This window comes from Paraburkholderia sp. RL17-373-BIF-A (assembly GCF_046030175.1).
In the GTDB taxonomy this organism is placed as follows: domain Bacteria; phylum Pseudomonadota; class Gammaproteobacteria; order Burkholderiales; family Burkholderiaceae; genus Paraburkholderia.
This window is the reverse complement of sequence record NZ_JARESO010000053.1, coordinates 1-21963: the sequence shown is the minus strand read 5'-3', so window position 1 is coordinate 21963 and position 21963 is coordinate 1. Positions and strand designations below refer to the sequence as shown.

Here is a 21963-nt window from a genome sequence, read left to right as displayed (position 1 = left end):
ATGAAGCAATCAGGCGATTCGAAACAGTCCGCGAAAAAAGCCGGCGAGGTCTGCTCTCGGGGCCGGCCGCGCGAGTTCGACACGGACACGGTATTGGCGAGCGCGAGCCAGGTGTTCTGGAACCACGGCTACCACGCCACCTCGATCGACGACCTGTGCAAAGCCACCGGCCTGTTGCGCGGCAGTCTTTACGGCGTATTCGGCGACAAGCACGGCATCATGCTGGCCGCGCTGGATCACTACGCGGAAGGTTCGGTCGCGCGGCTCGCCGAGCGGCTGAATGCGCCGGTGCCGCCGGAAGAGGCGCTGCGCAACGCTTTGCTGCATTACGCGCGGGTCGCGTGCGCGCTGACCGGCGAACGCAGCTGCCTCATCACCAACACCACGCTGGAAATGCAGCCCGGCGACGAACAACTGCGCACGCGCGTCGCCGCGATTCAGCGCCGCATGGCCACGCTGCTGGCGGCGTCGGTGATTCGCGGCCAGGCGAGCGGCGCGTTCAACTCCACACTCGACGAAAAAGCCGTCGGCGATTTCCTCCTCTGCGTGATGCAAGGTCTGCGCGTGCTGGGGCGGGTCGCTCATAAGGAAGATGCGCTGATAGGAATCGTGGACGTCGCCATGCGCGCGCTCGTCTAAATTTTTTTGTCGAATTTTTGAACGATCAGTCATGAACAGCGAAGCGATCAAGTCCGCTCCGGCGGCATTCGTTGGACCCCAAGGCGCCGCAGCTTCAGCGGTGACCTGTCCTGGCGCCCCGGCCGCGAGCATGGCAACGGGCGTGACAACGGGCGTGGTAGCAGCGGTCGACAAGGCTCAGCCGCGTTTCGAACGGCAGGGCCTTGCGCTGGCGGTGCTGTTCGTCGGCGCCTTCCTCGCACCGCTCGATTACTTCATCGTCAATCTCGCGCTGCCCTCGATTCACACCGGCCTGAACGCCAGCGACGCGCAATTGCAACTCGTCGTTTCCGCCTATGCGTCGGCGTACGCGGTGCTGCTGATCACGGGCGGGCGGCTCGGCGACCTGTTCGGCCGCCGCCGCATGTTCATGACGGGCATGGCGGCGTTCGCGGTCGCCTCGGCGCTATGCGGCTTCGCGACCAGCGGACACATGCTGGTGATCTCGCGGATCGTGCAGGGTATCGCCGCCGCCGTGATGGCGCCGCAGGTGCTCGCGACGATTCGCGCGGTCGTGCCGCTGCATCAGCAGACCAAGGTGATGAGCCTGTATGGCTTCGTGTTCGGCTTGTCGTCGATCGTCGGCCAATTGGGCGGTGGTGCGCTGATCACGTATCACCCGTTCGGGCTCGACTGGCGCATCATCTTTCTGATCAACATTCCGATCGGCATTGCCGCGTTTGTCGGCACGTGGAAGTTCGTGCCGGAGAATCAGCCGGCCACCCGCACCGGCATCGACGTGAAGGGCGTGGCGCTGCTGTCCGCCGTACTGCTGCTGGTCATCTACCCGATGACGCACGGCCGCGAAGCCGGCTGGCCGGCGTGGACCTTCGTGATGTTCGCGCTTGCCGTCCCGGCATTCGCGCTCTTCGTGATGACCGAGCAGCGCGTCGAGCGCCGCGGCGGCCATCCGCTGGTGGACCTGCAATTGTTCCGCAACCGGGCCTTCGCGTTAGGGCTTGTGCTCGCGTTCCTGTTTTACTGCAATAGCGCGTTTTTCCTCACCTACGGGATCTTCCTGCAAACCGGCTTGCACTGGACGCCGCTCGCATCCGGCATGGCGATCATGCCGTTCGCGATCGGTTTCGTGGTCGGGCCGCTGACCTCGCCGGCGGTGGTCAAGCGCATCGGCGGCCATGTGCTCACGCTCGGTTTTTCGATGATGACGGTCGGCTTCACGGTTACGGGCTGGTCCGCCAGCCAGTCGGCCACGCCGGATCTGCTGTTCTATTGCGGCCTGGTGTGCGCGGGCGTCGGACATGGTTTGCTGCTGCCGTCGATCATGCGCATCGTGTTGCTGGAGGTCGTGCCGGAGAAGGCCGGGCTTGCTTCAGGCGTGGTGTCGTCGACGCTGCAGATCGGCTCCGCATTCGGCACGGCGGCCATCAGCGGCGCGTTCTTCGGCGCGATCGGCGGCCGCGCGGCACCGGGCGATTACGCGCACGCGTTCCAGGTCAGCCTCGCAATCAATGCACTGCTGATGTTCGTGTGCATTGGCCTGAGCGTGCTGCTCGTGCGGCATCAGCAAATCGCGCTGCGCCGCTCGGCGCAGCCGGTTTGAAAATCCGGAAGCGGGAATCGTTTTCAACAAAGGCTATCGGAAATTATTAGGCGTTTTTTTAAACAAGGCCGATTTTAAGCATGGCGCATTTACCGGTGAGTTAGTCATTCACAGGTAATTTCGCTTGTGGCGACTCAGAATAAACCCTGAATGGCTCTGGCCGGGGCATTAGATATGACGAAAGACGTTCGTATTTTCTGCTGTCCGGCGGCAGTTCGTCGCTGTAAGTTTTGCGATCGTGCACTGCCGCATGAAGGGGCGGCCTGGCGGGGCATTGAAGGGTTTTCCCGGTTTTGCCCATCGATAGCCCGAGGGTGGAAGCAATTCCACTGTCGATGAAAACGGTATCAATAAAAAGCACTTGCGGCGATTAATTTCGATTGTTAATCTTGGCAAACTTTTTAGCGTTTTCCTTCAGCAGGTCTAAAGTCGAAAAACCCGGCGCAATGACTTAAATACCGCACAACGGTTCCGTAGGGGGATGAATATGCTGACCGCTACCATTGACGCATTCCAGACACCACCAGCCGCCCAGTTCAATGTCGGCGACGTCGTCACATTGAAGGAAGGGGGCTCGCGCATGACGGTAACGTATGCAGGCCCAGTGGCGCTCAACCCCGGCGACTGGCTGATTTGCGAATGGTTCGACGAACACGGCGAATTGCGCCGCGAGATGTTTTCACCCGCGAGCGTGCGTACCGAGCCGCGCTCGATTCCCGCCGGTTCCGTTCTGTGGAACCGCATGAGCCGCGCGGCCTGAACAGCCCGCATGGTCGGCCGGTGCTTCGGCCGGCCAGTCCGTTTTCTGCTTCATCCACGCCACGCCAGATTCACTTCTCCGAGCGATCCCGCGTGCTTGCGCGTCGTTGCACGCGCACCAGCAGCGCGGACGAAAATGCTCGCATCCTCACGAGCTTGCGCGTCTCCACGATCTCGCCCGCGATGTTCTTCGGCGGGTTTGGTTGCAACGCCCAATAGAGCGCAAGCAGCCAGCCGAACACGGTCCAGCCGAGGCATGCATTGAAGAGCGCGAGCGTCAGAACGTCATGACGCTTGCGCCGGTCCGCCACCAGGGCCGGCAGAAAATACAGCGCCAGTGCCAGCACCGCGGCGATGGCCTGCACGACGACGTTGCCCTCCATGAAGTGGCTCCCGATACGCGACCTATGCCGCAATTGTCGCGCGATTGTTTTGTTTGCGTAAGCTCGCCGCAAAGGTTGCATGCCGTTCGTGAGACGGCTGCGACGGCCAGTCGACCTGGTCGTTCACCAAGCCGATGCGCGGCGAGGGGTTCAGCCAATCCCGCATCGGGTCTATCATGATCGTTTCGACAGAACAGATCCCCACGGACCGCCATCATGATCTCCGACGATACCCAGCAGGCTCAACGCATCAACCCCGAGACGCTACGCGAATTCGTGGACCGCAAGTGGAACGACGAGATCGTGCCCGCGCTGACGGACTACATCGCCGTGCCGGCCAAGAGTCCGGCGTTCGATCCCGAGTGGGTCAAGCACGGCTATCTGGAGCGCGTGATCACCGACGCGGCGCAATGGGCCGAACAGCAGCCGGTGCGCGGCCTGAAACTCGAAATCATTCGCTTGCCGGGCCGCACGCCGGTGATCTTCTTCGAGTCGGCGGCGACCCGTTCGGGCAGCGACGAAACCATCGTGCTGTACGGCCACCTCGACAAGCAGCCCGAGTTCGACGGCTGGCGCAACGACCTCGGGCCGTGGACGCCCAAGCTCGAGAACGACAAGCTCTACGGCCGCGGCGGCGCCGACGACGGCTACGCGATCTACGCGAGCATCACCGCACTTGCCGCGCTGGACGCGCAAGGCATCGAGCGTCCGCGTTGCGTCGGTCTGATCGAAACCTGCGAGGAGTCGGGCAGCTACGATCTGCTGCCGTACGTCGATGCGCTGCGCGAGCGGCTCGGCAAAGTGGGTCTGGTCGTGTGCCTGGATTCGGGCGCGGGCAACTACGATCAACTGTGGCTCACCACGTCGTTGCGTGGACTGGTCGCCGGCGACCTCGAGGTGCAGGTGCTCGACGAAGGCATTCACTCGGGCGGCTATGGCGGCATCGCGCCGTCGAGCTTCCGCATCATGCGGCAACTGTTCGACCGTCTCGAAGACTCCGCCAACGGCACGCTATTGCCGAAGGGTTTTCACGTCGATATCCCGGCGGACCGTCTGCGCGAAGCGGAAGCCACCGCCCAGATTCTCGGCGACGACGTCTGGAAGAAGCTGCCGTGGGCCTGCGGCCAGGACGGCCGTCAGGTGCTGCCCACCACCACCGATCCGAAGGAGGCCTTGCTCAATTCGACGTGGCGTCCGTCGCTGTCGGTAACCGGCGCGGCCGGCTTGCCCGCGTTGGCCGATGCCGGCAACGTGCTGCGTCCGCGCACGGCGTTCAAGCTGTCGCTGCGTCTGCCGCCGATGATCGAGGCGGAGAAGGCCGTCGCCGAACTGAAGGCGCTGCTCGAACTGGATCCGCCGTACAACGCCAAGGTGACGTTCAAGCCTGACGCCGGCGCGGCAAGCGGCTGGAGCGCGCCCGACCTCGCCCCGTGGCTTGCCACGGCGCTCAACGACGCGTCGCGTCAGCACTACGGCGCCGACGTCGCCTACATGGGGCAGGGCGGCACCATCCCGCTCATGAACGTGCTGAAGGCGGGCTTCCCGAAATCGCAGTTCATGGTGTGCGGCGTGCTCGGACCGAAGTCGAATGCGCACGGGCCGAACGAGTTCCTGCACGTGCCGTACGGCAAGAAGCTCACGGCCGCGGTCGCCGAGGTGATCGCCGCCGCGCCTTGAGCAATCTCTTCGACCGTCGTTTGCCCTGAACCCGTCACGTCCGCCGACACTGTGAATGACCGATAACTCGACCGCTCAACCCGCCACGCCCCGGATTCCGGCCGATCAATTGCATGCCTATGTGAGGGCGATCTGGGAAAAGGCGGGCAGCACGCCACGCGAAGCGGAGCTGGTCGCCGATCATCTGGTGGCGGCGAATCTGACCGGTCACGACTCGCATGGCGTGGGGATGATTCCGCGCTATGTGGCGTCGCTCGCCGACGGCGAGCTGCAGCTGAACCTGCATGCCGACGTGGTGAAAGACGCGGGCGCCGTGCTTACGGTCGAAGGCGGCCGAGGCTTCGGCCAGGTGGTGGCGTTCGAGGCCATGGAGCAGGGCATCGAACGCGCCAAACGCATCGGCATCTGCGCGGTCGGTTTGCGCGGCGCGCATCACATCGGGCGCATCGGTCATTGGGCCGAACAGTGCGCGCGTGCCGGTCTCGTGTCGTTCCATTTCGTCAACGTGGCGGGCGATCCGCTCGTCGCGCCGTTCGGCGGCGCCGACCGGCGCATTGGCACGAACCCGTTTTGCGCCGCTTATCCGCGGCCCGGCAAGCCGCCGCTCGTGCTCGACTTCGCGACCAGCACGGTCGCGTATGGCAAGACGCGCGTCGCCTATAACCAGGGCAAGCAGGTGCAACCCGGCGCGCTGATCGATCACGAGGGCCGCGCCACGCTTGAACCCAAAGTCATGCACGAAGCGCCGTTCGGTTCGCTGACCCCGTTCGGCGGGCACAAGGGCTTCGGGCTCGCGGCCCTGTGCGAGATTTTCGGCGGCGCGCTGTCGGGCGGCTTTACCACGCACTCGACCACGCTCGGCACGACCAACGCGATCATCAACTGCATGCTGTCGGTGATCATCGATCCGGCCGCGTTCGACGCGCCCGATGCGCAAGCCGAAGCCGACGCGTTCATCGACTGGGTGAAGGCCTCGCCGCTCGCATCGGGCGTCGACCGTATCTATGAGCCCGGCGAACCCGAGCGCGTGACGCGCGCGCAACGTGAGGCCGAGGGTATTCCCGTGGACGCGGCCACGTGGGCGCAGATTCTCGCCGCGGCGCTGGCCGTCGGGATGAGCGCGGAAGCAGCCGGCCACTGGTCCGCGCGTTTGCAATAAGACGCTGATGCAAAGGCGCGGCGCGCGGTGGGCCGCCCACGTTTGATCATGCGAAGTGGATACACCGTCTGTTAGCCCACCAATCAGAGAAAAAACCATTCGTCGCTGATCATTTTCGATTGCATTTTCTAATCGGCGACTATTTCTTTCTTTTTTCGATCCGGCAAGAAATTCAATCCTGGCGCGGGCGCATATTGATTGCCGCCGCGTGCCTTTTTGTGGGTCAATTTCGCCCATCTTCGGTGCGCAAGCGTTTGCGTGCGCGCCACATGCCATCGACCTTCCTCTTTCCCGCAGAACGCCTGCTGGCGGGCTTTTGAACGCGGCTTGCATTCATCTGTTGGTTACCACGCTCCCATCCGATTCCGGTCTGCTTTAGGCTCGCATTGCAATACCAGTGTTTAACCTTAAAAGGACCGTTCAAAATGAATCTGCATAACCACCACGCCTGCCGCCCGTTCCTCGAAGCCGGCAATCTTTCGCAAATTTCGGCTTACTACGAAGAAGGCCGCAACGTCATGTGGATGATGTTGCGGGCGCAGCCGCGTCCCTGTTTCAATCTCGATCTGGTCCATGACATCCTGGAACTCGCGCAGGCAGCACGAGAGTCGGGATTGCCGATCGATTTCTGGGTCACCGGTTCGTTGATTCCGACCATGTACAACGTCGGCGGCGATCTGGATTTCTTCGCGGATGCGATCCGCGCCGGCAAGCGTCAGGCGCTCATGGCTTATGCACGGGCCTGTGTGGATTGCGTGCATGCGGCGTCACGGGGATTCGACACGGGGGCGATTTCGATCGCGATGGTGGAAGGCACGGCACTCGGCGGGGGCTTCGAGGCCGCGCTCGCGCATCATTTCCTGCTCGCGCAGAACGACGCACGCATGGGCTTCCCGGAGATCGCGTTCAATCTGTTCCCGGGCATGGGCGGTTATTCGCTGGTGGCGCGCAAGGCCGGCATGCGGCTCGCGGAGGAGCTGATCGGCGTCGGCGAATCGCACACGGCCGAATGGCACTACGGCAAAGGTCTGGTCGATCAGCTGTTCGAACCGGGCGAAGCCTATATGGCGACCCGTACTTTCATCGACACGCTCAAGCCGAAAATGAACGGCATCCGGGCGATGCTGCGGGCGCGCCAGCGCGTGCTGCAACTCTCGCGCGCCGAGCTGATGGAAATCACCGAGGATTGGGTCGACGCCGCCTTCACGATCGAGGAGAAGGATCTCGCCTTCATGGAGCGGCTGGTGATGCTGCAGAACCGCCGCACCTCGAACCTGCGCCAGACGGCCAGCGCGGCCAATTTCGGCTGAATTGACCTGGGTTCGAACACAATAAGCCGTAAGGGGGGCGGTCCGGAAGCTCAGGCGATCAGCCTGAGCTTCTGTCTATCCTGCAACCAGCGTTCGAATTCAGCCGTCGGCATGGCCTGGCCGTACAGGAAGCCCTGCACGTAATCCACGCCCAAGCCCTTCATGAACACTTCTTCCGATTCGGTCTCGATCCCTTCGGCGACCACCTTGAAATTCAACTCCTGCGCGACGGCCACCATGGAGCGCACCAGTGCCTGCGCTTTGGTGTCGGCGTTGATCGAGCGCACGAAGCTGCGGTCGAGCTTGATGACGTCGAGCGGAATCCGGCCGAGCTGCGACAGCGACGAATAACCCGTGCCGAAATCGTCCAGATGAACCTGCGCGCCGAGCTGGCGGAACTGCTTGATCAGATCGATCGCGGCTGTTTCGTCTTCGATCAGGCAGCTCTCGGTCAGTTCGAGATCGATCAGGCAGGGATCGAGATTGGCGGCCTGCAGCGCCTCGCTGAAATGGCGGACCACGGCCGTATCGACCAGTTGCCGCGCCGACACGTTGATCGCGATGCGCAGGTTGTAGCCGTCCGCCTTCCATTTGGCGGCCTGTTTCGCGGCCGTTACCATGACCCAGCGACCGAGTACGCCGATCAGCCCGGACTCTTCCGCGTAACGGATGAACTCGGCGGGCATGATCTGCCCGCGCTCCGGCGAATTCCAGCGCACCAGCGCTTCGACGCCTTGCACCACGCCGGTGGCGAGCGACAGTTTCGGCTGGTAGTGCAGCGTCAGCTGGCCCTCTTCGAGGCCGCGCCGCAGGTTGGTGTCGAGCCACATGTACTCGGCGACCCGGCGGTTCATTTCCGGCGAGAACACGCGGTGCGTGCGCTTGCCTTCGTCCTTGGCGACGTACATGGCCGTGTCGGCCGAACGGATCAGTGACTCGAGGCTGTCGCCGTGTTCCGGATACAGCGCGATGCCGATCGAGCAGCCCGTGTAGACCTCCACGAGCCCGAGGGCGAACGGCGTGCGCATGCGCTCGAGAATGCGCTGCGCGGTGGTTTCGAGTTGGTGCGCCGTACCCTTGGTCGCGAGCACGATAAATTCATCACCGCCCAGGCGCGCGAGCGTATCGCCTTCATTCAGACACTCGCTGATGGCCGACGACACGTCGCGGATCAGGCGGTCGCCGAATACGTGGCCGTAGTGGTCGTTGACCTTCTTGAAGTTGTCCAGGTCGAGGAACAGCACGCCGACCGCTTCGCCCGGCGCGGCGTCTTCGATGGCGGTGCGGATTTTGTCCTGGATCGCGTTGCGGTTCGCGAGCCCGGTGAGCGAGTCGGTGTTCGCCAGTTCGGTGAGGCGTTCCTGCGCGAGCCGTTCCTCGGTGATGTCGGTGCCTGAGCAGATCAGGAATTGCTCCTCGACGCCGCTGCCGCTGTGGACGAACTTGTTGCGGAACAGAAAGAGCCGTTCGCCATGCACCGTCTTGACGCGCCGCTCGACTTCGTACGACACGCCGCGATTGAAGAAGCCTGCAATGTTCTGGCTGGAGGCCGCGCCGTCTTCGGTGGACATGAACAACGCCCATACATTGCGGCCGATGATGTTCTCTTCCTTGACGCCCGTGAGTTCTTCGGCAAGACGGTTGAAGCGTTGTATTCGGCCATGCCGGTCGACGATCACGACGACCGAATTCACTTCGGACACGACCTGCTCGGCGAACGAGAGGCCGTGGACCAGATCGCGGGCGACGGATTCGGTGTCGTCATAAGCCGAGGCGGTGCCGGCCCAGCTGTTGCTGCTGAGCTTTTTGCCGACCAGATGCAAACGCAGCGGTTCGCCGAACAGCCGCACGTCGAGGACGAGATGCGAGGTCACGCCGGTGAGGCAGCGGATTTGCGAGGCCTGCTGAGGATTCAGCGGAATGGCGACATTGGCCGGCATGTCGCCGGTGACGGGCGTGAGTTCTAGCGCGTTGCTGTCGTTCGACAGACGCCAGCATGGGCTGCTTGTGCCGAACTGGGCATAAAGCACCTGCTCGTGTTGGTCGTCGTTCATGAGATCCCCGGGCGGTGTGTGCCGGTGGCCGCCGTGAAGGCGGAGTCGGCAAACAGTCTTCATCATACTTAAGACTGTCCCCATTGTAGCGAAGCGATTGGAATTAGGGCTTATAAAGATTAACGGTCAGTAAGACTTCCATCTTTAGGGCTTTTTCAGGTGCTTTTTTACGTGCTCTTTCCCGCGCTCTTCCCGTCAGGCACAGGTGATTTACGGCAACCCGCGCACATTCTAAACAACTAAAACCGTCGCGCCAGCCACGCGCGAGCCTTTTCCCTTTCGACGGGAACCGCTTCCAGCGACGGTTCGAACCAGAAAGCCCCTGACACGAGCGTGGCCACTACAACGCCGTCGCGATACAGAATCCGGTTTCCCGTCACAGCGGGCACACGTTCGCCGACCAGCAAAGTGCCCGCGAGATTCAACGGATCGGTCCCGGCGACACACACAAAAGCACCGTCGTTCGCATGCCGCCGCACTTCTCGCAGCACGGGAATCGCTTCGGGCAGAGCAAATTGTTCGCCGGCGAGACCATTCACGAAGCGCCCGCCGCGAATCACGCCGCGCGCTTCGAGCCGCTGAAAAACGCGCAGCAGGTCTCGCCACGGCGGCAGCCATTCGGCCTCGCGTTCGAGCAGACGCCAGAACACCACGCCATAACGGCGCAACAGCGTCAGCGCGACATGTTCCAGCACTTCGGGTGGGAACTGCCGGCGGCGCTCCGGCACGGTCTCTGACGCCGCAACGGCGCTGGGCCGGCTGACCAGCGCCCAGCGTCCGGCGTCGTCCATGCCGCCGATCAGCGCACTCGAGCGCGCGCGCCGGTTGCTGGAAAACGCGTTGCGTTTGGCCACGGGCTTCAGCAAGGCGCGCAAGCCGGCAAAACTGTCCGAATTCACGAGCCCCGCGGCCACCAACTCGCCCAGCGCGCTCTCCAATTCCATACGCAATACGCGAACTTCGGCGAGCAATTCATCGAAGAACATTGCGCCGTGTTGCACGAGCGTGTCATACACGCTTTGCGCGCGCGCCGACAACTCCGGTTGCTTCGACGGATCGAGCAACGCGCTCCACACGCGGACCTGCGCGCGTGGCAACAGCACGATCGGCGTACTGCGGACCGGCCCGGTGGCGCCGCGCGCGCGTTCCGTCAGGCGGGTCCAGACTATTTTGCCGGCGCGGCATAGTTCGTCGAGCGAAGTATTCGCGTAGGCCTTCACGCGCGTGGGCAGAATGTCTTCCTCCCATGCGCCCGCCGCGGCCTGGTAGCCTTCGAGCTGTTCGAGGACCGCGGCCAGCGCGTCGCGCCCCTCGCTGCGCGTGTCCGGCGTCAGATGCTGCCACTCGAACAGAAAGCGCATGAAATCGTGCCGTTCCACCGGCTCGATTTCGCGCCTCAGGCGTTTCACCGTGTAGCGGTGTATCCGCGCGAGCAGGTGCCGTTCGCACCATTCTTCCTCGGCGGCTTGCGGCGTGAAGCGGCCGCGCATCACGTAGCCTTCGGCTTCGAGGCGCGTGAGGCTCTGTTCGACCGATGCCGCCGGCAACTTCAGCGCTTCAGCGATCGCGCCGACCGGCAACGGCCCAAAACCGGTCAGGCGCGCACGGAGCACGTCGATCAGGGCATCGTCGGCGTTCCAGGTCTCCGTGTAGCCTTTCGGCGCGGCAACGGGCGGCGCCAAGCGGGCGTCGGGATAGAGCGATTGAAAACAGGTCAGGCGTTCGGCAGGCAGCCACACGGCCGAGTCGCCGGCCAGTTGCAGGCGAGTGGCGCGGCCGGATTCGGCCAGCGACGCGAGCCATGCCGGCCAGCCTTCGTTGCGCCGCGCTTCGGTCTCGGTGATGCAGGCGAGGCCGGTCAACGCTTCGTGCATCTCGTCGGCGTTGCGCGCCTGCGGCCATGCTTCGTCGCGCACGCTGTCGATGGCTTCGGCATCGAGCGCGCCGAGATCGTCGGCGCTCGACGGGTCGGTCCAGCGGCGGTTCAGCACGGCTTGCGTGCGGCGCTCCTCGATTGGCGCGTCGTCGAGATAGGCGTACGGTTTGGCGTTGAGGATTTCGGCGGCGAGCGGCGAGGGCGCCGGCAAATCGCGTGCGACCAGTTGCACGTCGCCCTGTTCGATACGGCGCAGCAGCGCAAGCCAGCGTTCGCTGTCCATCGCGTCGTGCAAACAGTCGTCGACGGTTTGGTCCACTAACGGATGATGCGGCAGCTCGCGTTCGCCGACGACGTTCTCCAGACACGCAGCCTGCTCGGGAAACACGTTCGCCAGCAAATCTTCGCTGCGCATGCGCTGCAATTGCGGTGCGGTTTTGCGCCCGCCGGTGTAACGTGGCAGACCGAGCGCGGTAGTCGCGTTCCAGCGCCAGCGCACGCCGAACAGCGGCGCATCGAGCAGCGCCTGAATCAGCAGATGCTCGGCGCTGTTCGAATGCAGATAGCGCCACACGTCGTCGAGCACGAAGGAATGGCTGCCGGTCAGCGACAGCACGATCGCGTCCTCGGTGGCGGCGGCTTGCAGCTCGAAGTTGAAGGTCCGGCAAAAGCGCTTGCGCAGCGCGAGGCCCCACGCGCGGTTGACCCGGCTGCCGAACGGCGCATGAATGACGAGCTGGGTGCCGCCGGATTCGTCGAAGAAACGCTCCATGACCAGCGTGTTCTGCGTGGGCAGCACGCTGAGCGCGGCGCGCGCGCGGGCAAGATAGTCGACGATCTGGCGGGCGGCGGCTTCGTCGAGATGGAGGTTGTCGACGAGCCAGTCGATCGCGTGGTCGATGCGGGCGGGGAGCGTTTCGACCTCGGTGCCGGTCGTGTCCGTCAAACCGGCCGCCGTTCCCACGCCATCGAGAAGACGCCCAATCTGTTCGCGCAATCGCGCGACGCCGAACGACAGTTCGTCGCTGCGCCCCGGCGCCTCGCCGAGCCAGAAAGGAATATTCGGCGGTTGGCCTTGCGCGTCTTCGACGCGCACGCGCCCGCTTTCGATCCGCAGAATCCGGTACGACGCGTTGCCGAGTTGAAACACGTCGCCAGCCAGACTTTCGACGGCGAAATCCTCGTTGACGGTGCCGATATTGATCGCCTGCGGTTCGAGCACGACGGCATAGTCGGCGTTCTCGGGAATCGTGCCGCCCGACGTGACGGCGACCAGCTTGCCGCCGCGCCGGCCGCGCAGCGTGCCGCTCACGACGTCGCGATGAACATAGGCGCCGCGCGGACCGTTGCGGCTCGTGTAGCCTTCGGCGAGCATGCGCAGCACGGCGTCGTATTGTTCGCGTTCGAGGTCCGCGTACGGCGCCGCGCGCCGCATCAGCTCGAACAGCGCGTCCTCGCTCCATTCCGCGTTCGACACTTCCGCGACGATCTGCTGGGCGAGCACATCGAGCGGCGCGCGCGGAATCCCTAGCGCGTCGAGTTCGCCGCGTCGCACGCAATCAAGCAGCGCGGCGCATTCGATCAGATCGTCGCGCGAATTCGGAAACAGCCTGCCTTTCGGCATGCCGCCCACGTGATGGCCCGAGCGTCCGACGCGTTGCAGGAACGGTGCGATCGCGCGCGGCGAACCCATCTGGCAGACCAGGTCGACGTCGCCGATATCGATGCCGAGTTCCAGCGAAGCGGTGGCGATCAGCACCCGCAAATCGCCGCGTTTCAGGCGCTGCTCGGCGTCGAAACGATGTTCCTTGGCGAGACTGCCGTGATGCGCGGCGACCACGTCCTTGCCCAGCCGCTCGGTCAGATGACGCGCGGCGCGCTCGGCCATGCGGCGCGTGTTGACGAAAATCAGCGTGGTCCGGTGCATCGCCACCAGTTCGGCGAGACGGTCGTAGACGCGCTCCCATACCTCGTTGGGCATCACCGCTTCGAGCGGCACGGGCGGGATTTCGAGCGCGAGGTCCCGTTCGCGGATATGACCCACGTCGATGATTGCGCAATCGGCGGGAATGCCGCTGTCGATGCTGCCGCCGCCCACCAGAAAGCGCGCGACCGCGCTTACCGGCTTTTGTGTCGCCGACAGGCCGATACGCGGCAAGCGCCGCTGGCATAGCGCGTCGAGCCGCTCGAGGCTGAGTGCGAGATGGCTGCCGCGCTTGCTGCCGGCGAGCGCGTGAATTTCGTCGACGATCACCGTGCGCACGGTCGAAAGCATGCGGCGGCCGGAGTCCGAACCGAGCAGCACGTAAAGCGATTCCGGTGTCGTCACGAGAATATGCGGCGCGCGCTTCTTCAACGCGTTGCGTTCCTGCTGCGTGGTGTCGCCGGTGCGCACGGCGGTGCGGATATCCAGCGGCGGCAAGCCGCTCGCGTCGAGTTCCGCGGCGATGCCTTGCAGCGGCAGTTGCAGATTGAGGCGGATGTCGTTGGAGAGCGCCTTCAGCGGCGACACGTAGACCACCAGCGTTTCGTCCGGCAATGCGCCGCCGTTGGCGAGGCCTTGCTGGACCAGATCGTCGAGCGCGGACAGGAAGGCGGTGAGCGTCTTGCCCGAACCCGTCGGCGCGGCCACCAGCGTGGAGCGGCCACGGCGAATCTGCGGCCACGCGGCGGCTTGCGCGTCGGTCGGCGCGGGGAAGGTCTTGAGGAACCAGCTCGCGACAGCCGGATGGAAATCGGCGAGCGCGCCGGCCGTCGGGAGCCCGATGGCGGGTGTCGCGACGGATGCATTGGCGGACGCCGCGCCCAAGGCGGCGGTAGTGGAAGCCGAAGTCATGCTCGCGTAGATGGGGGCGGGGCGTGCCATATCCAGAGGGCGCCGAAGGGAACCGGTAGCAAGGATCAGGAACCAGTCTGGCAGGTTTCCACGCGTTTTGCCGAGCGCTACAGATCGGCATTTATGTCGCAATGGAGAGCCCGCGCTACGGCAATTTTTGCCGCGGGGCACAGCTTGCCGCTCGCTCTGCCGGATTTTGCCAATTGCAGTACTCTCTACGCCTCACCCATCCACGAACCACGTTGGAGTCTCGACGATGCGATACAACCAGTTGGGCCGTACCGGTGTGTTTGTTTCAGAATTATGTTTGGGCACGATGACCTTCGGCGGCGGCGGGGGCATCTGGAAGCAGATCGGCGATCTGCAGCAGGGGGACGCGGAGCGGCTGGTCGGCCGGGCGCTCGACGCGGGCATCAATTTCATCGACACAGCCGACGTCTACTCGGAGGGCCTGTCCGAACAAATCACGGGCCAGGCGCTGAAGAATCTCAAGGTGCCGCGCGACAAAGTGGTGGTGGCCACCAAGGTCTTCGGCCAGACGGGCGAGTTTCCCAATGCGCGCGGCGCCTCGCGTTATCACATCATCGACGGTGTGAAGGCGAGCTTGAAGCGTCTGCAACTCGATCACGTCGACCTGTATCAGATCCACGGTTTCGATCCGGCCACGCCGATCGAGGAAACCATGCGCGCACTCGACACGCTGGTGCAGCACGGCCATGTGCGCTATGTGGGCGTGTCGAACTGGGCCGCGTGGCAGATCGTGAAAGCGCTCGGCATTTCCGAGCGCCTTGGGCTCGCGCGTTTCGAAACGCTGCAGGCGTATTACACGCTGGCGGGCCGCGACCTCGAACGGGAACTCGCGCCGATGCTGCACAGCGAAGGCCTCGGCCTGATGGTGTGGAGTCCGCTTGCGGGCGGCTTACTGAGCGGCAAGTATGGACGTGAGCAGCAGGGCGAAACGGGCAGCCGCCGCACGACGTTCGATTTTCCGCCGGTCAATCGCGAGCGCGCTTATAACTGTATCGACGTGATGCGCGACATCGCCGAGGCAAAGCGAGTGTCGGTCGCGCAGATCGCGCTAGCGTGGCTGCTGCATCAACGGGTGGTGACCACGGTGATCGTCGGCGCGAAGAAGGTCGAGCAGCTCGACGACAATATCGCCGCGACGGGCGTTTCGCTCACCGCGGATGAGCTTGCGAAGCTCGATCAGGTCAGCACGCTGCCCGCGGAATATCCGGGCTGGATGCTGGAGCGGCAAGGTGAGCCACGCCGCAAGCAGCTTGAAGAGGCGCGGCATCCGGCGGCGTAGCGGCAGCCGTCAGCGAAGCCAGCCGCAGCCAACCGCAGCAAGCCGACGCCGGCTGGACACCACGTGAGAACAGCACGGACTGTGAACGCGGTGCCTGGTCGTGGCATCCCCCGGGCGCGATTGGCGGAGCGGGCGCCTATGCGGCTGCGGCCGCATCCGCTGCGTCGGCTACTTAAGCGGCTCGCAGTGCGGCCGCTTATTCCGCCGCGCCTTGGGCTGCTTCAGCTGCCTGCGCCGTATAAGCCGCGGCAGCATCCATCGTGCGAGCCGAGTACACCATCGCGGCGCCCGCATTGATCGCGACCGCCACGCCCAGCGCTTCGGCGATTTCCTCGCGCGTCGCGCCATGCTTGAGCGCTTCGGCGGTGTGCACGGTAATACAGCCGTCACAACGCAGGCTGACCGCCGCCGCAAGCGCAATCAGTTCGCGCGTCTTGGCGCCGAGCAGGTCCTTCTTCTGGCCGGCGCTCGACAACGCCTGATAGCCCCTGACGGTATCCGGCGACAGTTTGGCGATCTCGCCGATCCGGCCGAACAGTTCTTGACGGTAATCGATCCAGTTCAACATGGCAGTGCTCCTTGGTCTGTTGCGCGTCGGCGAGTGCCGGCGTCGTGAGACAAGTATTGCGCTGCGCCGCGATATCCTGAATACTCGATTCGCTCAACTTTTAGCGCGATCGTCTCATGGATACGCTCAGCCGACTGATCGACCTCGCCCGCCCCCAAGCCAGCCTCGATCTGCGTTGCCTGCTCTCGGGCGCTTTCGATATCGATCATGGCCGGGAGGAAGCGGGCATTGCGCCGTTCCACCTGGTGCTGGACGGCGCATGCGTCGTCGAAACCGCGGACGGCGCGCAGCGTGCATTGCACGCGGGCGACTTCATGCTGTTTCCGCGCGGCGCGGCGCATCGTGTGCGCGATGTGCAGCGCTCGGCCGCCACTGCGCCGGTGACGCAAGGCCATGACGGCATGCTGCCTTTGCGGCGCAACGACGGCCACGATGACCACGACGGCGCCCACGTCCCCGCCGACCTTGATCTTCTGTGTGGCCGCTTTGTCTACTCGCCCGGTTCGTCGGCCTTGCTGCTGAACGCGTTGCCCGATCCGTTCCATGTCTCGCTCGGCGGGACGGAAACGCTGGACTCGTTGCAAACGGTGATTGCGCTGATGCGCAGCGAGGCCGAAGGACGGCAGGCGGGCGCCCTCGCGATCGTCACCGCGTTGAGCAACGCGCTGCTCGCCATGGCGCTACGCGTGCACGGCGAGCAGAACGCATCGGCTTCGGGCGTGCTCGCGCTGCTGGCCGACGCGCGCCTTGGCGCTTCCGTGCAAGGCATGTTGAGCGCTCCCGAACGGGCGTGGACCATCGCCGAACTCGGCGAACTCGCCGCCATGTCGCGCGCGACTTACGCACGCCATTTCAACGAGCGCGCGGGCATGACGGTGATGGACTTTCTCACGCAGATCCGTATGACCATCGCGTGCGATCTGCTGCGCCGCACGCAGCGCAGCGCGGCCGAGATCGGCGAGGCGGTGGGCTATCAATCGGAGGCCGCCTTCGGCAAGGCATTTCAGCAAAGCGTCGGCATGCCGCCGGGACGCTACCGGCGTCGGCCGCAAGAGAACGATGGGGCGGAGAACTAGCTACGGTTTGCCCGGCTTGCCCGGTTTGCCGAACCAGCGCCGTTCGATCCACGACATCAGGAAGGCCACCAGCAATGCGCAGATCGTGCCGAGCGTCACTTCGCCGAGACGCATGAGGGCTTTGTCCCACGCGGGACCCATGCCCGGCACCAACAGCATGATTGTCGCCGTAATGCCGCCCAGACGCGCCGCGCTGCCGACGTTCAGGACCCAGCACAGGGCGATCGCGACACCCACCGTGGCGGCATAGGCCGCGAAATAGCCCTCGCCGAACGTGGCGCCCACGAGTCCGCACAAGCCGCCGACCATCGCGCCGATGAATTGATCGCGCGACAGGTTGCGGGTGTCGACATAGCTATGCTGGCTGACCGCGATGGCCGTGATGGCGGCCCAGAAGGTCTGCTCGGTATGCAGCAAGCGGCCGATGGCGACGGCGAGACTCGCGCCGGCGACCGCCTGCACGGCCATGAAGCCGCCTTCGATCAGGCGCTCGCCGAGCGGCAACGACTTGAGAAAGGCAAACAGCGAGTTGGCGGCGCTCGCCCGTGCCGTGCGTCGGGAATCGTCGGGTGGGGTCATCGAAGGTGAGAAGGTCTATTGCAGCATGAAGGTCCCGTATTCTAGCGACTCCCATTGGCGGTCGAGCAGAGACCAGCGCGCCGGCAGCGAACGGGCCAAGCCGTGGCGATGGAGCGCGGGATCGAGTGGGAGCGTGATTGCCGTGAAGAACACGCGGAGTCCGGCGAAGGCGGCCACCACGCATACGGACTACATGCCTCGGGCATTCACGTGTTTGAGTAACCGTGACTAACCTTCATGACTGCGCAGCCGGCGATACCAGTTCATCAACGGTGTAGCCGAGACGCCGTGAATCACCACCGACGCCGCGATCACAGCCAGCGTGAGCGGCACGAGCGGAGCCACGTCGGCAGCGGCGCCGTTCTCGAGCGCGTACGCCAGGTAGTAAAACGAACCGATGCCGCGTATCCCGAACCAGCTCATCAAACGCCGTTGCGTCGGCGTCGCGCTCGATCCCACCAGCGACAACTCCACCGATATCGGCCGCACGAGCACGAACAGCGCGGCGGTCAGCGCGATGGTCTGCCAGGTGAAGAGCGGCGTGTGCATCGTGGCGAGCACGTTGCCGACCATCGCCATGACGGCGACCTCCGCGATGCGTTCGAGTTCGATCGTGAAGCCGAGCACCGACTCCGTCATATACGCGTGCGCTTTGCTAGGATTCGCCGCGGTCGCTTCGACGTCTTCGGAATCGACGGTGCCGATGGTTTCGCGAGGCGACTGGCCGCCGCTCGCGCGATGTTCGACACGGCGCATCGCGACACCGGCCGCGAACACGGCCAGAAAACCGTAGGTATGCGCGAGTTGCGCGGTGCCGAACGACAGTTCGATCAAACCGAGCGCGAAGAAACCCTCGAGCCCGAGCGCCTGCGCGTGGCGCGTGCGCAGCCACGCCACCGCGTGCGTCGTGGCCCAGCCGAGCACGCCGCCTATCGCGATCGCGCCCGCCACGCCCCACACGATGCTGCCCGCGAGTTCCAGGTTCAACAGGTCGCCCGCTTCGGCGGCGGGCGCCGCGCATAACGCCAGGCCGAGCATCGCGAAGGGCAGCGCGATGCCGTCGTTCAGTCCGCCTTCGCCGGACAGCGCGAAGCGCAGCAGGTCGTGGTCGCCGGGGTTGTGCACTTGCACGTCGTGCGCCAGCACCGGATCGGTCGGCGCGAGAATCGCCGCCAGCAGCAAGGCCGGCCCCCAGCCGAGATGCAGGACGTACACGCCGAACAGCATCAGCAGCGGAATGGTCGCGAGCATCGCAAGGAAGCCGAGACGCAGCGGCACGGTCCAGAGTTTTTCGAGCATGCCGAGCCGCAGCCGCAGGCCGATGGCAAACAGCGAGACGAGCAGCGCGACTTCGGTGATGGTACGCAGCAGATGCGCGTCGGCGATCATATCGAGGCGCAACAGGCCGATACCGGGCGGCCCCAGGAAGTAGCCGATCGCGAGATAAAACATGGCGGCGCTGATGGGTAGCCGCCGCAGCGCCGTTGCCGCCAGGCCCATAAAAACGAGCACGGCGCCAACGATGAGAAACCACAAAGTTTCGTGCATGAGCATCCGGTGAGGGCCCGCATGCGCGTACCGTATGCGTGGCCGGTTGAAGAAAGGTGCGCCGGGACGCGTCAGTCGCTGACGCGTCATTTCAAGGCGCGCGTCCGAATGCTTCGCGCAGTTTGCGCTTGGCTTGCTGCAAGGTGTCGCGGCGCGTTTTCGGCAGGTTCCTGCCGGCGCGATTGATATAGAAGTTCAGCATCGACATCGCCGACTGGAACGGTGTGCCTTTGCGGCGGCGGCTTTTGGTGGACGACTGCTTGAGCGATTGCGCAATCGACTCCGCGCTGCCGGTTTTGAAAATATCGTGCTGGATATCCATCGCGTCACTGGTTTCCATCACGTGATGCGACCATTTCTTCGGGCTTTTTGCGCGATGCGCCGCGTGTGCCTGGGCGTGCCGCTGGCGTGGCGGCCGGCCCGACTTGCCGCGCGCGACGGGGCGTTTGGACTTGCTGGTGGATTTCCGGGTGGCCATGATGGCGCCTCCTCAACGGGTCGTGCGCGCTGATCGAGCTTATTGTGCGCTCAAACTGAAACGCGCCGGCTGCCGCGAGGCGGCATGCCGGCGCATCGGCGCGGACGCGGGTGACCGGTTGCGCTCGCGCGCGTCCACCGCGAGCCTGCGTTACAACTTCAGCCCGCCAGCCTCCGGCGCGTCCGACGACGCGGGCGGAACGTCGCCGACACCGTGGTCGTCGCGACGCGCATACGAGTCGCGACCCCAATAGGGTTCGCTGCCGTAGTACTGATGCACGGACGTGGCCCACGTCTGGTCCGCCATGGATGGCCAGTGGTCCTTGTCGAAGCCCGGTGCGTTCTTCACGCGCTCAGCGGTCATGTTCAGCACGAAACACTTGCGCCCGGTATCGAGCGTCAATGCATGCCAGGGGATGGCGAGCAGCTTGTCGCCGATGCCGAGAAAGCCGCCGCTCGAGAGCACGGCATACGCAACGCGGCCCGAGCCGACGTCGAGCATGATGTCCTTGATCTTGCCGATGTCCTCGCCGTCGCTGCTGAGCACCTTGTTGCCGTCGAGCGTGGCCGCGGCCATCACGTCCGGGCCGGGGCCGTCCGCGGTCGCGCTTCCCTTGCCGACGATTCGGGCGCCTTGGTCTTGCCGCATGCCGGCTTGTGTCTGTGTCTGGTTCAGCATGATGAGCCTCCTCTACAGGTAAGTGTGTGCAAGGCTGAGCAACCGGCGTTCCTTCCAATTCCGGAGGGGGTGCAGCGGCGCAGTGGTGGTGATCCTTGCTGGAGCTCGTCTGCGTTTGCAAAGAGCGCGTGTGGAGCGTCACGCTGAACGCGTAAAGCGTGCTGACGCGTTTGAAAATATTTCGTCGGGATAGAAAGACGAGGAGAACTGAGAAAGTGCGTTCACGGGTTGGCGGCAACATGGCCTGCCACCAGGATACCGGTACGGCGCCGCTATGAGGCATAGCCCTTGCTGACTGTTTAGGCAGCAGCGCGATCAATCACGTACGAACGCTGTCTATCTGGTCCATCTATCCTCGGAGACTTCAATGAAATATTCAAAAGCACTGCTGGTATCGGCACTTTTCGCCATGTCGGGGGCGGCGTTCGCGCAAGCGGGCGGTGGCAACGGTAACGGCGGCAATGGTGGCTCCGGCGGCTCGGGCAACGCGCACGGCGCGGCGACCGCAGCGCCGACCACGGATGGACAAGCCGCATCGGGCGCGATGAGTTCCACCGGCTCGAAATCCCATCACATGTCGAAGACGAAAGCCAAGAAGGCGAAGACCGATTCCACCAATATGCCGGGTGCGGATGCGAGCAGCGATACGAAAGGCCAGTGAGAGCGCTCTATTGAGCGGCGGGGCCAAGACGAAAGGTCGGGCAGCTTTCTGACCAGTGAGGTGCAATCGGCGCGAGCCCAGCGCCGGTTCTTTCGGAATCCCAATGGGCGGGGAAAAGTCAACGCCTAAGAACGGGTAGTATCGGAGCAGAGGGCAATATCGGCAACTACGGAGACACTGCTCCGCCTGTATCGATGCGACAGAAGCGTGCGGTTCGACTCTCTTGTTTCAAGGACACCAGGAAGCAGAGGCGCATGCCCAGTGCATCGCGGGAGATACGATCATGACGCAAACGATCCACTATCAAATGAACATTTGCGGCGGGGATTTCGCGCACGTCAGGGAATGCTTTCGCCACTGGAAGTCGCAGACCCTCGTGTATCGAAGGAATCAGCAGATGTTCGAAGGAAAACAGGAAGTGCGGCCGTTGTCGGCCCATGTATTCGACAGCGGCGAGGTCGCGCATGAAGCGCTCGAGCGCGTCTGTTCGCCCGGCGATCCGTATGCGCTCGCTGCCGAGGTACACGACGGCGAGCGCGACATGTGGCTCGTGATGGCCGCATTCGCGGAAGAGGTGTGACGAGCCTTGAGTGGCGGCTCTTTTAAGGCGCCGCCTGTTTTGCTGCGCGCGATGCACCCGTCGCGGGGGGGGCGGGCCCCCCCCCGGGCCGCGCCCCGCGGGGGGGGGGGGGGGGCGCGCGGGCGCTGGGGGCGCTTTTGTTGGGGGCGCCCCCGCGCCGCCGGGGGGGGGGGGGGTTTTTTTTTGGGGGGCC

Annotated in this window: 19 protein-coding genes; 11 read left to right on the top strand and 8 right to left on the bottom strand. The window is 64.4% G+C overall.

What is annotated here, in order from left to right; translation table 11 throughout:
• The 3 genes from P0D80_RS38520 (at position 1) to P0D80_RS38510 (ending at position 2999) form a co-directional block, all read left to right on the top strand.
• Positions 1-639, top strand: a complete 639-nt coding sequence (locus P0D80_RS38520) for a TetR/AcrR family transcriptional regulator (RefSeq protein ID WP_408291641.1) — start codon at positions 1-3, stop codon at positions 637-639.
• A 31-nt stretch (positions 640-670) separates the two neighbouring features.
• The gene (locus P0D80_RS38515; protein WP_408291639.1) at positions 671-2239 is read left to right on the top strand and encodes an MFS transporter; all 1569 of its coding nucleotides are present in this window, start codon (positions 671-673) and stop codon (positions 2237-2239) included.
• A gap of 487 nt (positions 2240-2726) precedes the next feature.
• On the top strand, positions 2727-2999 hold the full coding sequence (locus tag P0D80_RS38510; RefSeq protein ID WP_132377418.1) for a YodC family protein: 273 nt from the start codon (positions 2727-2729) through the stop codon (positions 2997-2999).
• Between the two features lie 70 nt (positions 3000-3069).
• Here the strand turns inward: P0D80_RS38510 and P0D80_RS38505 are convergent, their stop codons facing one another.
• A complete protein-coding gene (locus P0D80_RS38505; protein ID WP_408179982.1) occupies positions 3070-3381 on the bottom strand; it encodes a superinfection immunity protein in 312 nt (103 codons plus the stop codon).
• A 216-nt stretch (positions 3382-3597) separates the two neighbouring features.
• Between P0D80_RS38505 and P0D80_RS38500 the strand changes: the two genes are divergently transcribed.
• From P0D80_RS38500 to P0D80_RS38485, 4 genes are all read left to right on the top strand, one after another.
• Positions 3598-5058: a M20 family metallopeptidase gene (locus P0D80_RS38500; protein ID WP_408179983.1), complete on the top strand. Its 1461-nt coding sequence runs from the start codon at positions 3598-3600 to the stop codon at positions 5056-5058.
• A 55-nt stretch (positions 5059-5113) separates the two neighbouring features.
• Complete coding sequence (locus P0D80_RS38495) at positions 5114-6217, top strand: malate/lactate/ureidoglycolate dehydrogenase (protein WP_408291636.1); 1104 nt, start codon at positions 5114-5116, stop codon at positions 6215-6217.
• A 119-nt stretch (positions 6218-6336) separates the two neighbouring features.
• On the top strand, positions 6337-6537 hold the full coding sequence (locus P0D80_RS38490) for a hypothetical protein (RefSeq protein WP_408179985.1): 201 nt from the start codon (positions 6337-6339) through the stop codon (positions 6535-6537).
• 105 nt (positions 6538-6642) lie between these two features.
• Positions 6643-7527: a crotonase/enoyl-CoA hydratase family protein gene (locus P0D80_RS38485; RefSeq protein ID WP_132377413.1), complete on the top strand. Its 885-nt coding sequence runs from the start codon at positions 6643-6645 to the stop codon at positions 7525-7527.
• A gap of 50 nt (positions 7528-7577) precedes the next feature.
• Here P0D80_RS38485 and pdeR read toward each other — a convergent pair whose 3' ends face one another.
• Together pdeR and P0D80_RS38475 are read right to left on the bottom strand one after the other, a co-directional pair.
• Positions 7578-9581, bottom strand: coding sequence for a cyclic di-GMP phosphodiesterase (pdeR, locus tag P0D80_RS38480; RefSeq protein ID WP_408179986.1), 2004 nt, complete (start codon positions 9579-9581; stop codon positions 7578-7580).
• 239 nt (positions 9582-9820) lie between these two features.
• Positions 9821-14323, bottom strand: a complete 4503-nt coding sequence (locus P0D80_RS38475; protein WP_408291633.1) for a DEAD/DEAH box helicase — start codon at positions 14321-14323, stop codon at positions 9821-9823.
• A 226-nt stretch (positions 14324-14549) separates the two neighbouring features.
• Here P0D80_RS38475 and P0D80_RS38470 point away from each other — a divergent pair, with 226 nt between their 5' ends.
• The gene (locus tag P0D80_RS38470; protein ID WP_408291631.1) at positions 14550-15602 is read left to right on the top strand and encodes an aldo/keto reductase; all 1053 of its coding nucleotides are present in this window, start codon (positions 14550-14552) and stop codon (positions 15600-15602) included.
• A 196-nt stretch (positions 15603-15798) separates the two neighbouring features.
• Here P0D80_RS38470 and P0D80_RS38465 read toward each other — a convergent pair whose 3' ends face one another.
• Positions 15799-16170, bottom strand: a complete 372-nt coding sequence (locus P0D80_RS38465; protein ID WP_408179989.1) for a carboxymuconolactone decarboxylase family protein — start codon at positions 16168-16170, stop codon at positions 15799-15801.
• Between the two features lie 116 nt (positions 16171-16286).
• On the opposite strand from P0D80_RS38465, the gene P0D80_RS38460 reads away from it, so the two are divergent.
• On the top strand, positions 16287-17246 hold the full coding sequence (locus P0D80_RS38460; protein WP_408179990.1) for a cupin domain-containing protein: 960 nt from the start codon (positions 16287-16289) through the stop codon (positions 17244-17246).
• Here P0D80_RS38460 and P0D80_RS38455 read toward each other — a convergent pair whose 3' ends face one another.
• The 4 genes from P0D80_RS38455 to P0D80_RS38440 form a co-directional block, all read right to left on the bottom strand.
• Positions 17247-17825, bottom strand: a complete 579-nt coding sequence (locus P0D80_RS38455) for an FUSC family protein (RefSeq protein ID WP_408179991.1) — start codon at positions 17823-17825, stop codon at positions 17247-17249.
• 228 nt (positions 17826-18053) lie between these two features.
• Positions 18054-19373 carry a cation:proton antiporter gene (locus tag P0D80_RS38450; RefSeq protein ID WP_408179992.1) on the bottom strand — a complete coding sequence of 440 codons (1320 nt, stop codon included), beginning with the start codon at positions 19371-19373 and terminating at the stop codon, positions 18054-18056.
• A 91-nt stretch (positions 19374-19464) separates the two neighbouring features.
• Positions 19465-19851 carry a DUF3175 domain-containing protein gene (locus tag P0D80_RS38445; RefSeq protein WP_132377406.1) on the bottom strand — a complete coding sequence of 129 codons (387 nt, stop codon included), beginning with the start codon at positions 19849-19851 and terminating at the stop codon, positions 19465-19467.
• Between the two features lie 150 nt (positions 19852-20001).
• Positions 20002-20529 (bottom strand): PRC-barrel domain-containing protein, encoded by a 528-nt coding sequence (locus tag P0D80_RS38440; protein WP_408179993.1) that lies wholly within the window; start codon positions 20527-20529, stop codon positions 20002-20004.
• Between the two features lie 367 nt (positions 20530-20896).
• Here P0D80_RS38440 and P0D80_RS38435 point away from each other — a divergent pair, with 367 nt between their 5' ends.
• Both P0D80_RS38435 and P0D80_RS38430 read left to right on the top strand, forming a co-directional pair.
• Entirely contained in the window at positions 20897-21190 is a 294-nt protein-coding gene (locus P0D80_RS38435; protein ID WP_408179994.1) for a hypothetical protein, read from the top strand.
• Positions 21191-21473: 283 nt separating this feature from the next.
• Positions 21474-21770 (top strand): hypothetical protein, encoded by a 297-nt coding sequence (locus P0D80_RS38430; protein WP_408291627.1) that lies wholly within the window; start codon positions 21474-21476, stop codon positions 21768-21770.
• Positions 21771-21963 lie beyond the last annotated feature (193 nt).

What these genes read in the sequence shown, in the direction of transcription:
- P0D80_RS38470 (WP_408291631.1), top strand. Translation starts at nt 14,550, where the DNA reads ATGCGATACAACCAGTTGGGCCGTACCGGTGTGTTTGTTTCAGAATTA.
- P0D80_RS38460 (WP_408179990.1), top strand. Translation starts at nt 16,287, where the DNA reads ATGGATACGCTCAGCCGACTGATCGACCTCGCCCGCCCCCAAGCCAGC.
- P0D80_RS38465 (WP_408179989.1), bottom strand. Translation starts at nt 16,170, where the DNA reads ATGTTGAACTGGATCGATTACCGTCAAGAACTGTTCGGCCGGATCGGC.
- P0D80_RS38475 (WP_408291633.1), bottom strand. Translation starts at nt 14,323, where the DNA reads ATGGCACGCCCCGCCCCCATCTACGCGAGCATGACTTCGGCTTCCACT.
- P0D80_RS38445 (WP_132377406.1), bottom strand. Translation starts at nt 19,851, where the DNA reads ATGGCCACCCGGAAATCCACCAGCAAGTCCAAACGCCCCGTCGCGCGC.
- P0D80_RS38500 (WP_408179983.1), top strand. Translation starts at nt 3,598, where the DNA reads ATGATCTCCGACGATACCCAGCAGGCTCAACGCATCAACCCCGAGACG.
- P0D80_RS38485 (WP_132377413.1), top strand. Translation starts at nt 6,643, where the DNA reads ATGAATCTGCATAACCACCACGCCTGCCGCCCGTTCCTCGAAGCCGGC.
- P0D80_RS38435 (WP_408179994.1), top strand. Translation starts at nt 20,897, where the DNA reads ATGAAATATTCAAAAGCACTGCTGGTATCGGCACTTTTCGCCATGTCG.
- P0D80_RS38505 (WP_408179982.1), bottom strand. Translation starts at nt 3,381, where the DNA reads ATGGAGGGCAACGTCGTCGTGCAGGCCATCGCCGCGGTGCTGGCACTG.
- P0D80_RS38515 (WP_408291639.1), top strand. Translation starts at nt 671, where the DNA reads ATGAACAGCGAAGCGATCAAGTCCGCTCCGGCGGCATTCGTTGGACCC.
- P0D80_RS38510 (WP_132377418.1), top strand. Translation starts at nt 2,727, where the DNA reads ATGCTGACCGCTACCATTGACGCATTCCAGACACCACCAGCCGCCCAG.
- P0D80_RS38520 (WP_408291641.1), top strand. Translation starts at nt 1, where the DNA reads ATGAAGCAATCAGGCGATTCGAAACAGTCCGCGAAAAAAGCCGGCGAG.
- P0D80_RS38450 (WP_408179992.1), bottom strand. Translation starts at nt 19,373, where the DNA reads ATGCACGAAACTTTGTGGTTTCTCATCGTTGGCGCCGTGCTCGTTTTT.
- P0D80_RS38440 (WP_408179993.1), bottom strand. Translation starts at nt 20,529, where the DNA reads ATGCTGAACCAGACACAGACACAAGCCGGCATGCGGCAAGACCAAGGC.
- P0D80_RS38455 (WP_408179991.1), bottom strand. Translation starts at nt 17,825, where the DNA reads ATGACCCCACCCGACGATTCCCGACGCACGGCACGGGCGAGCGCCGCC.
- P0D80_RS38495 (WP_408291636.1), top strand. Translation starts at nt 5,114, where the DNA reads ATGACCGATAACTCGACCGCTCAACCCGCCACGCCCCGGATTCCGGCC.
- P0D80_RS38430 (WP_408291627.1), top strand. Translation starts at nt 21,474, where the DNA reads ATGACGCAAACGATCCACTATCAAATGAACATTTGCGGCGGGGATTTC.
- pdeR (WP_408179986.1), bottom strand. Translation starts at nt 9,581, where the DNA reads ATGAACGACGACCAACACGAGCAGGTGCTTTATGCCCAGTTCGGCACA.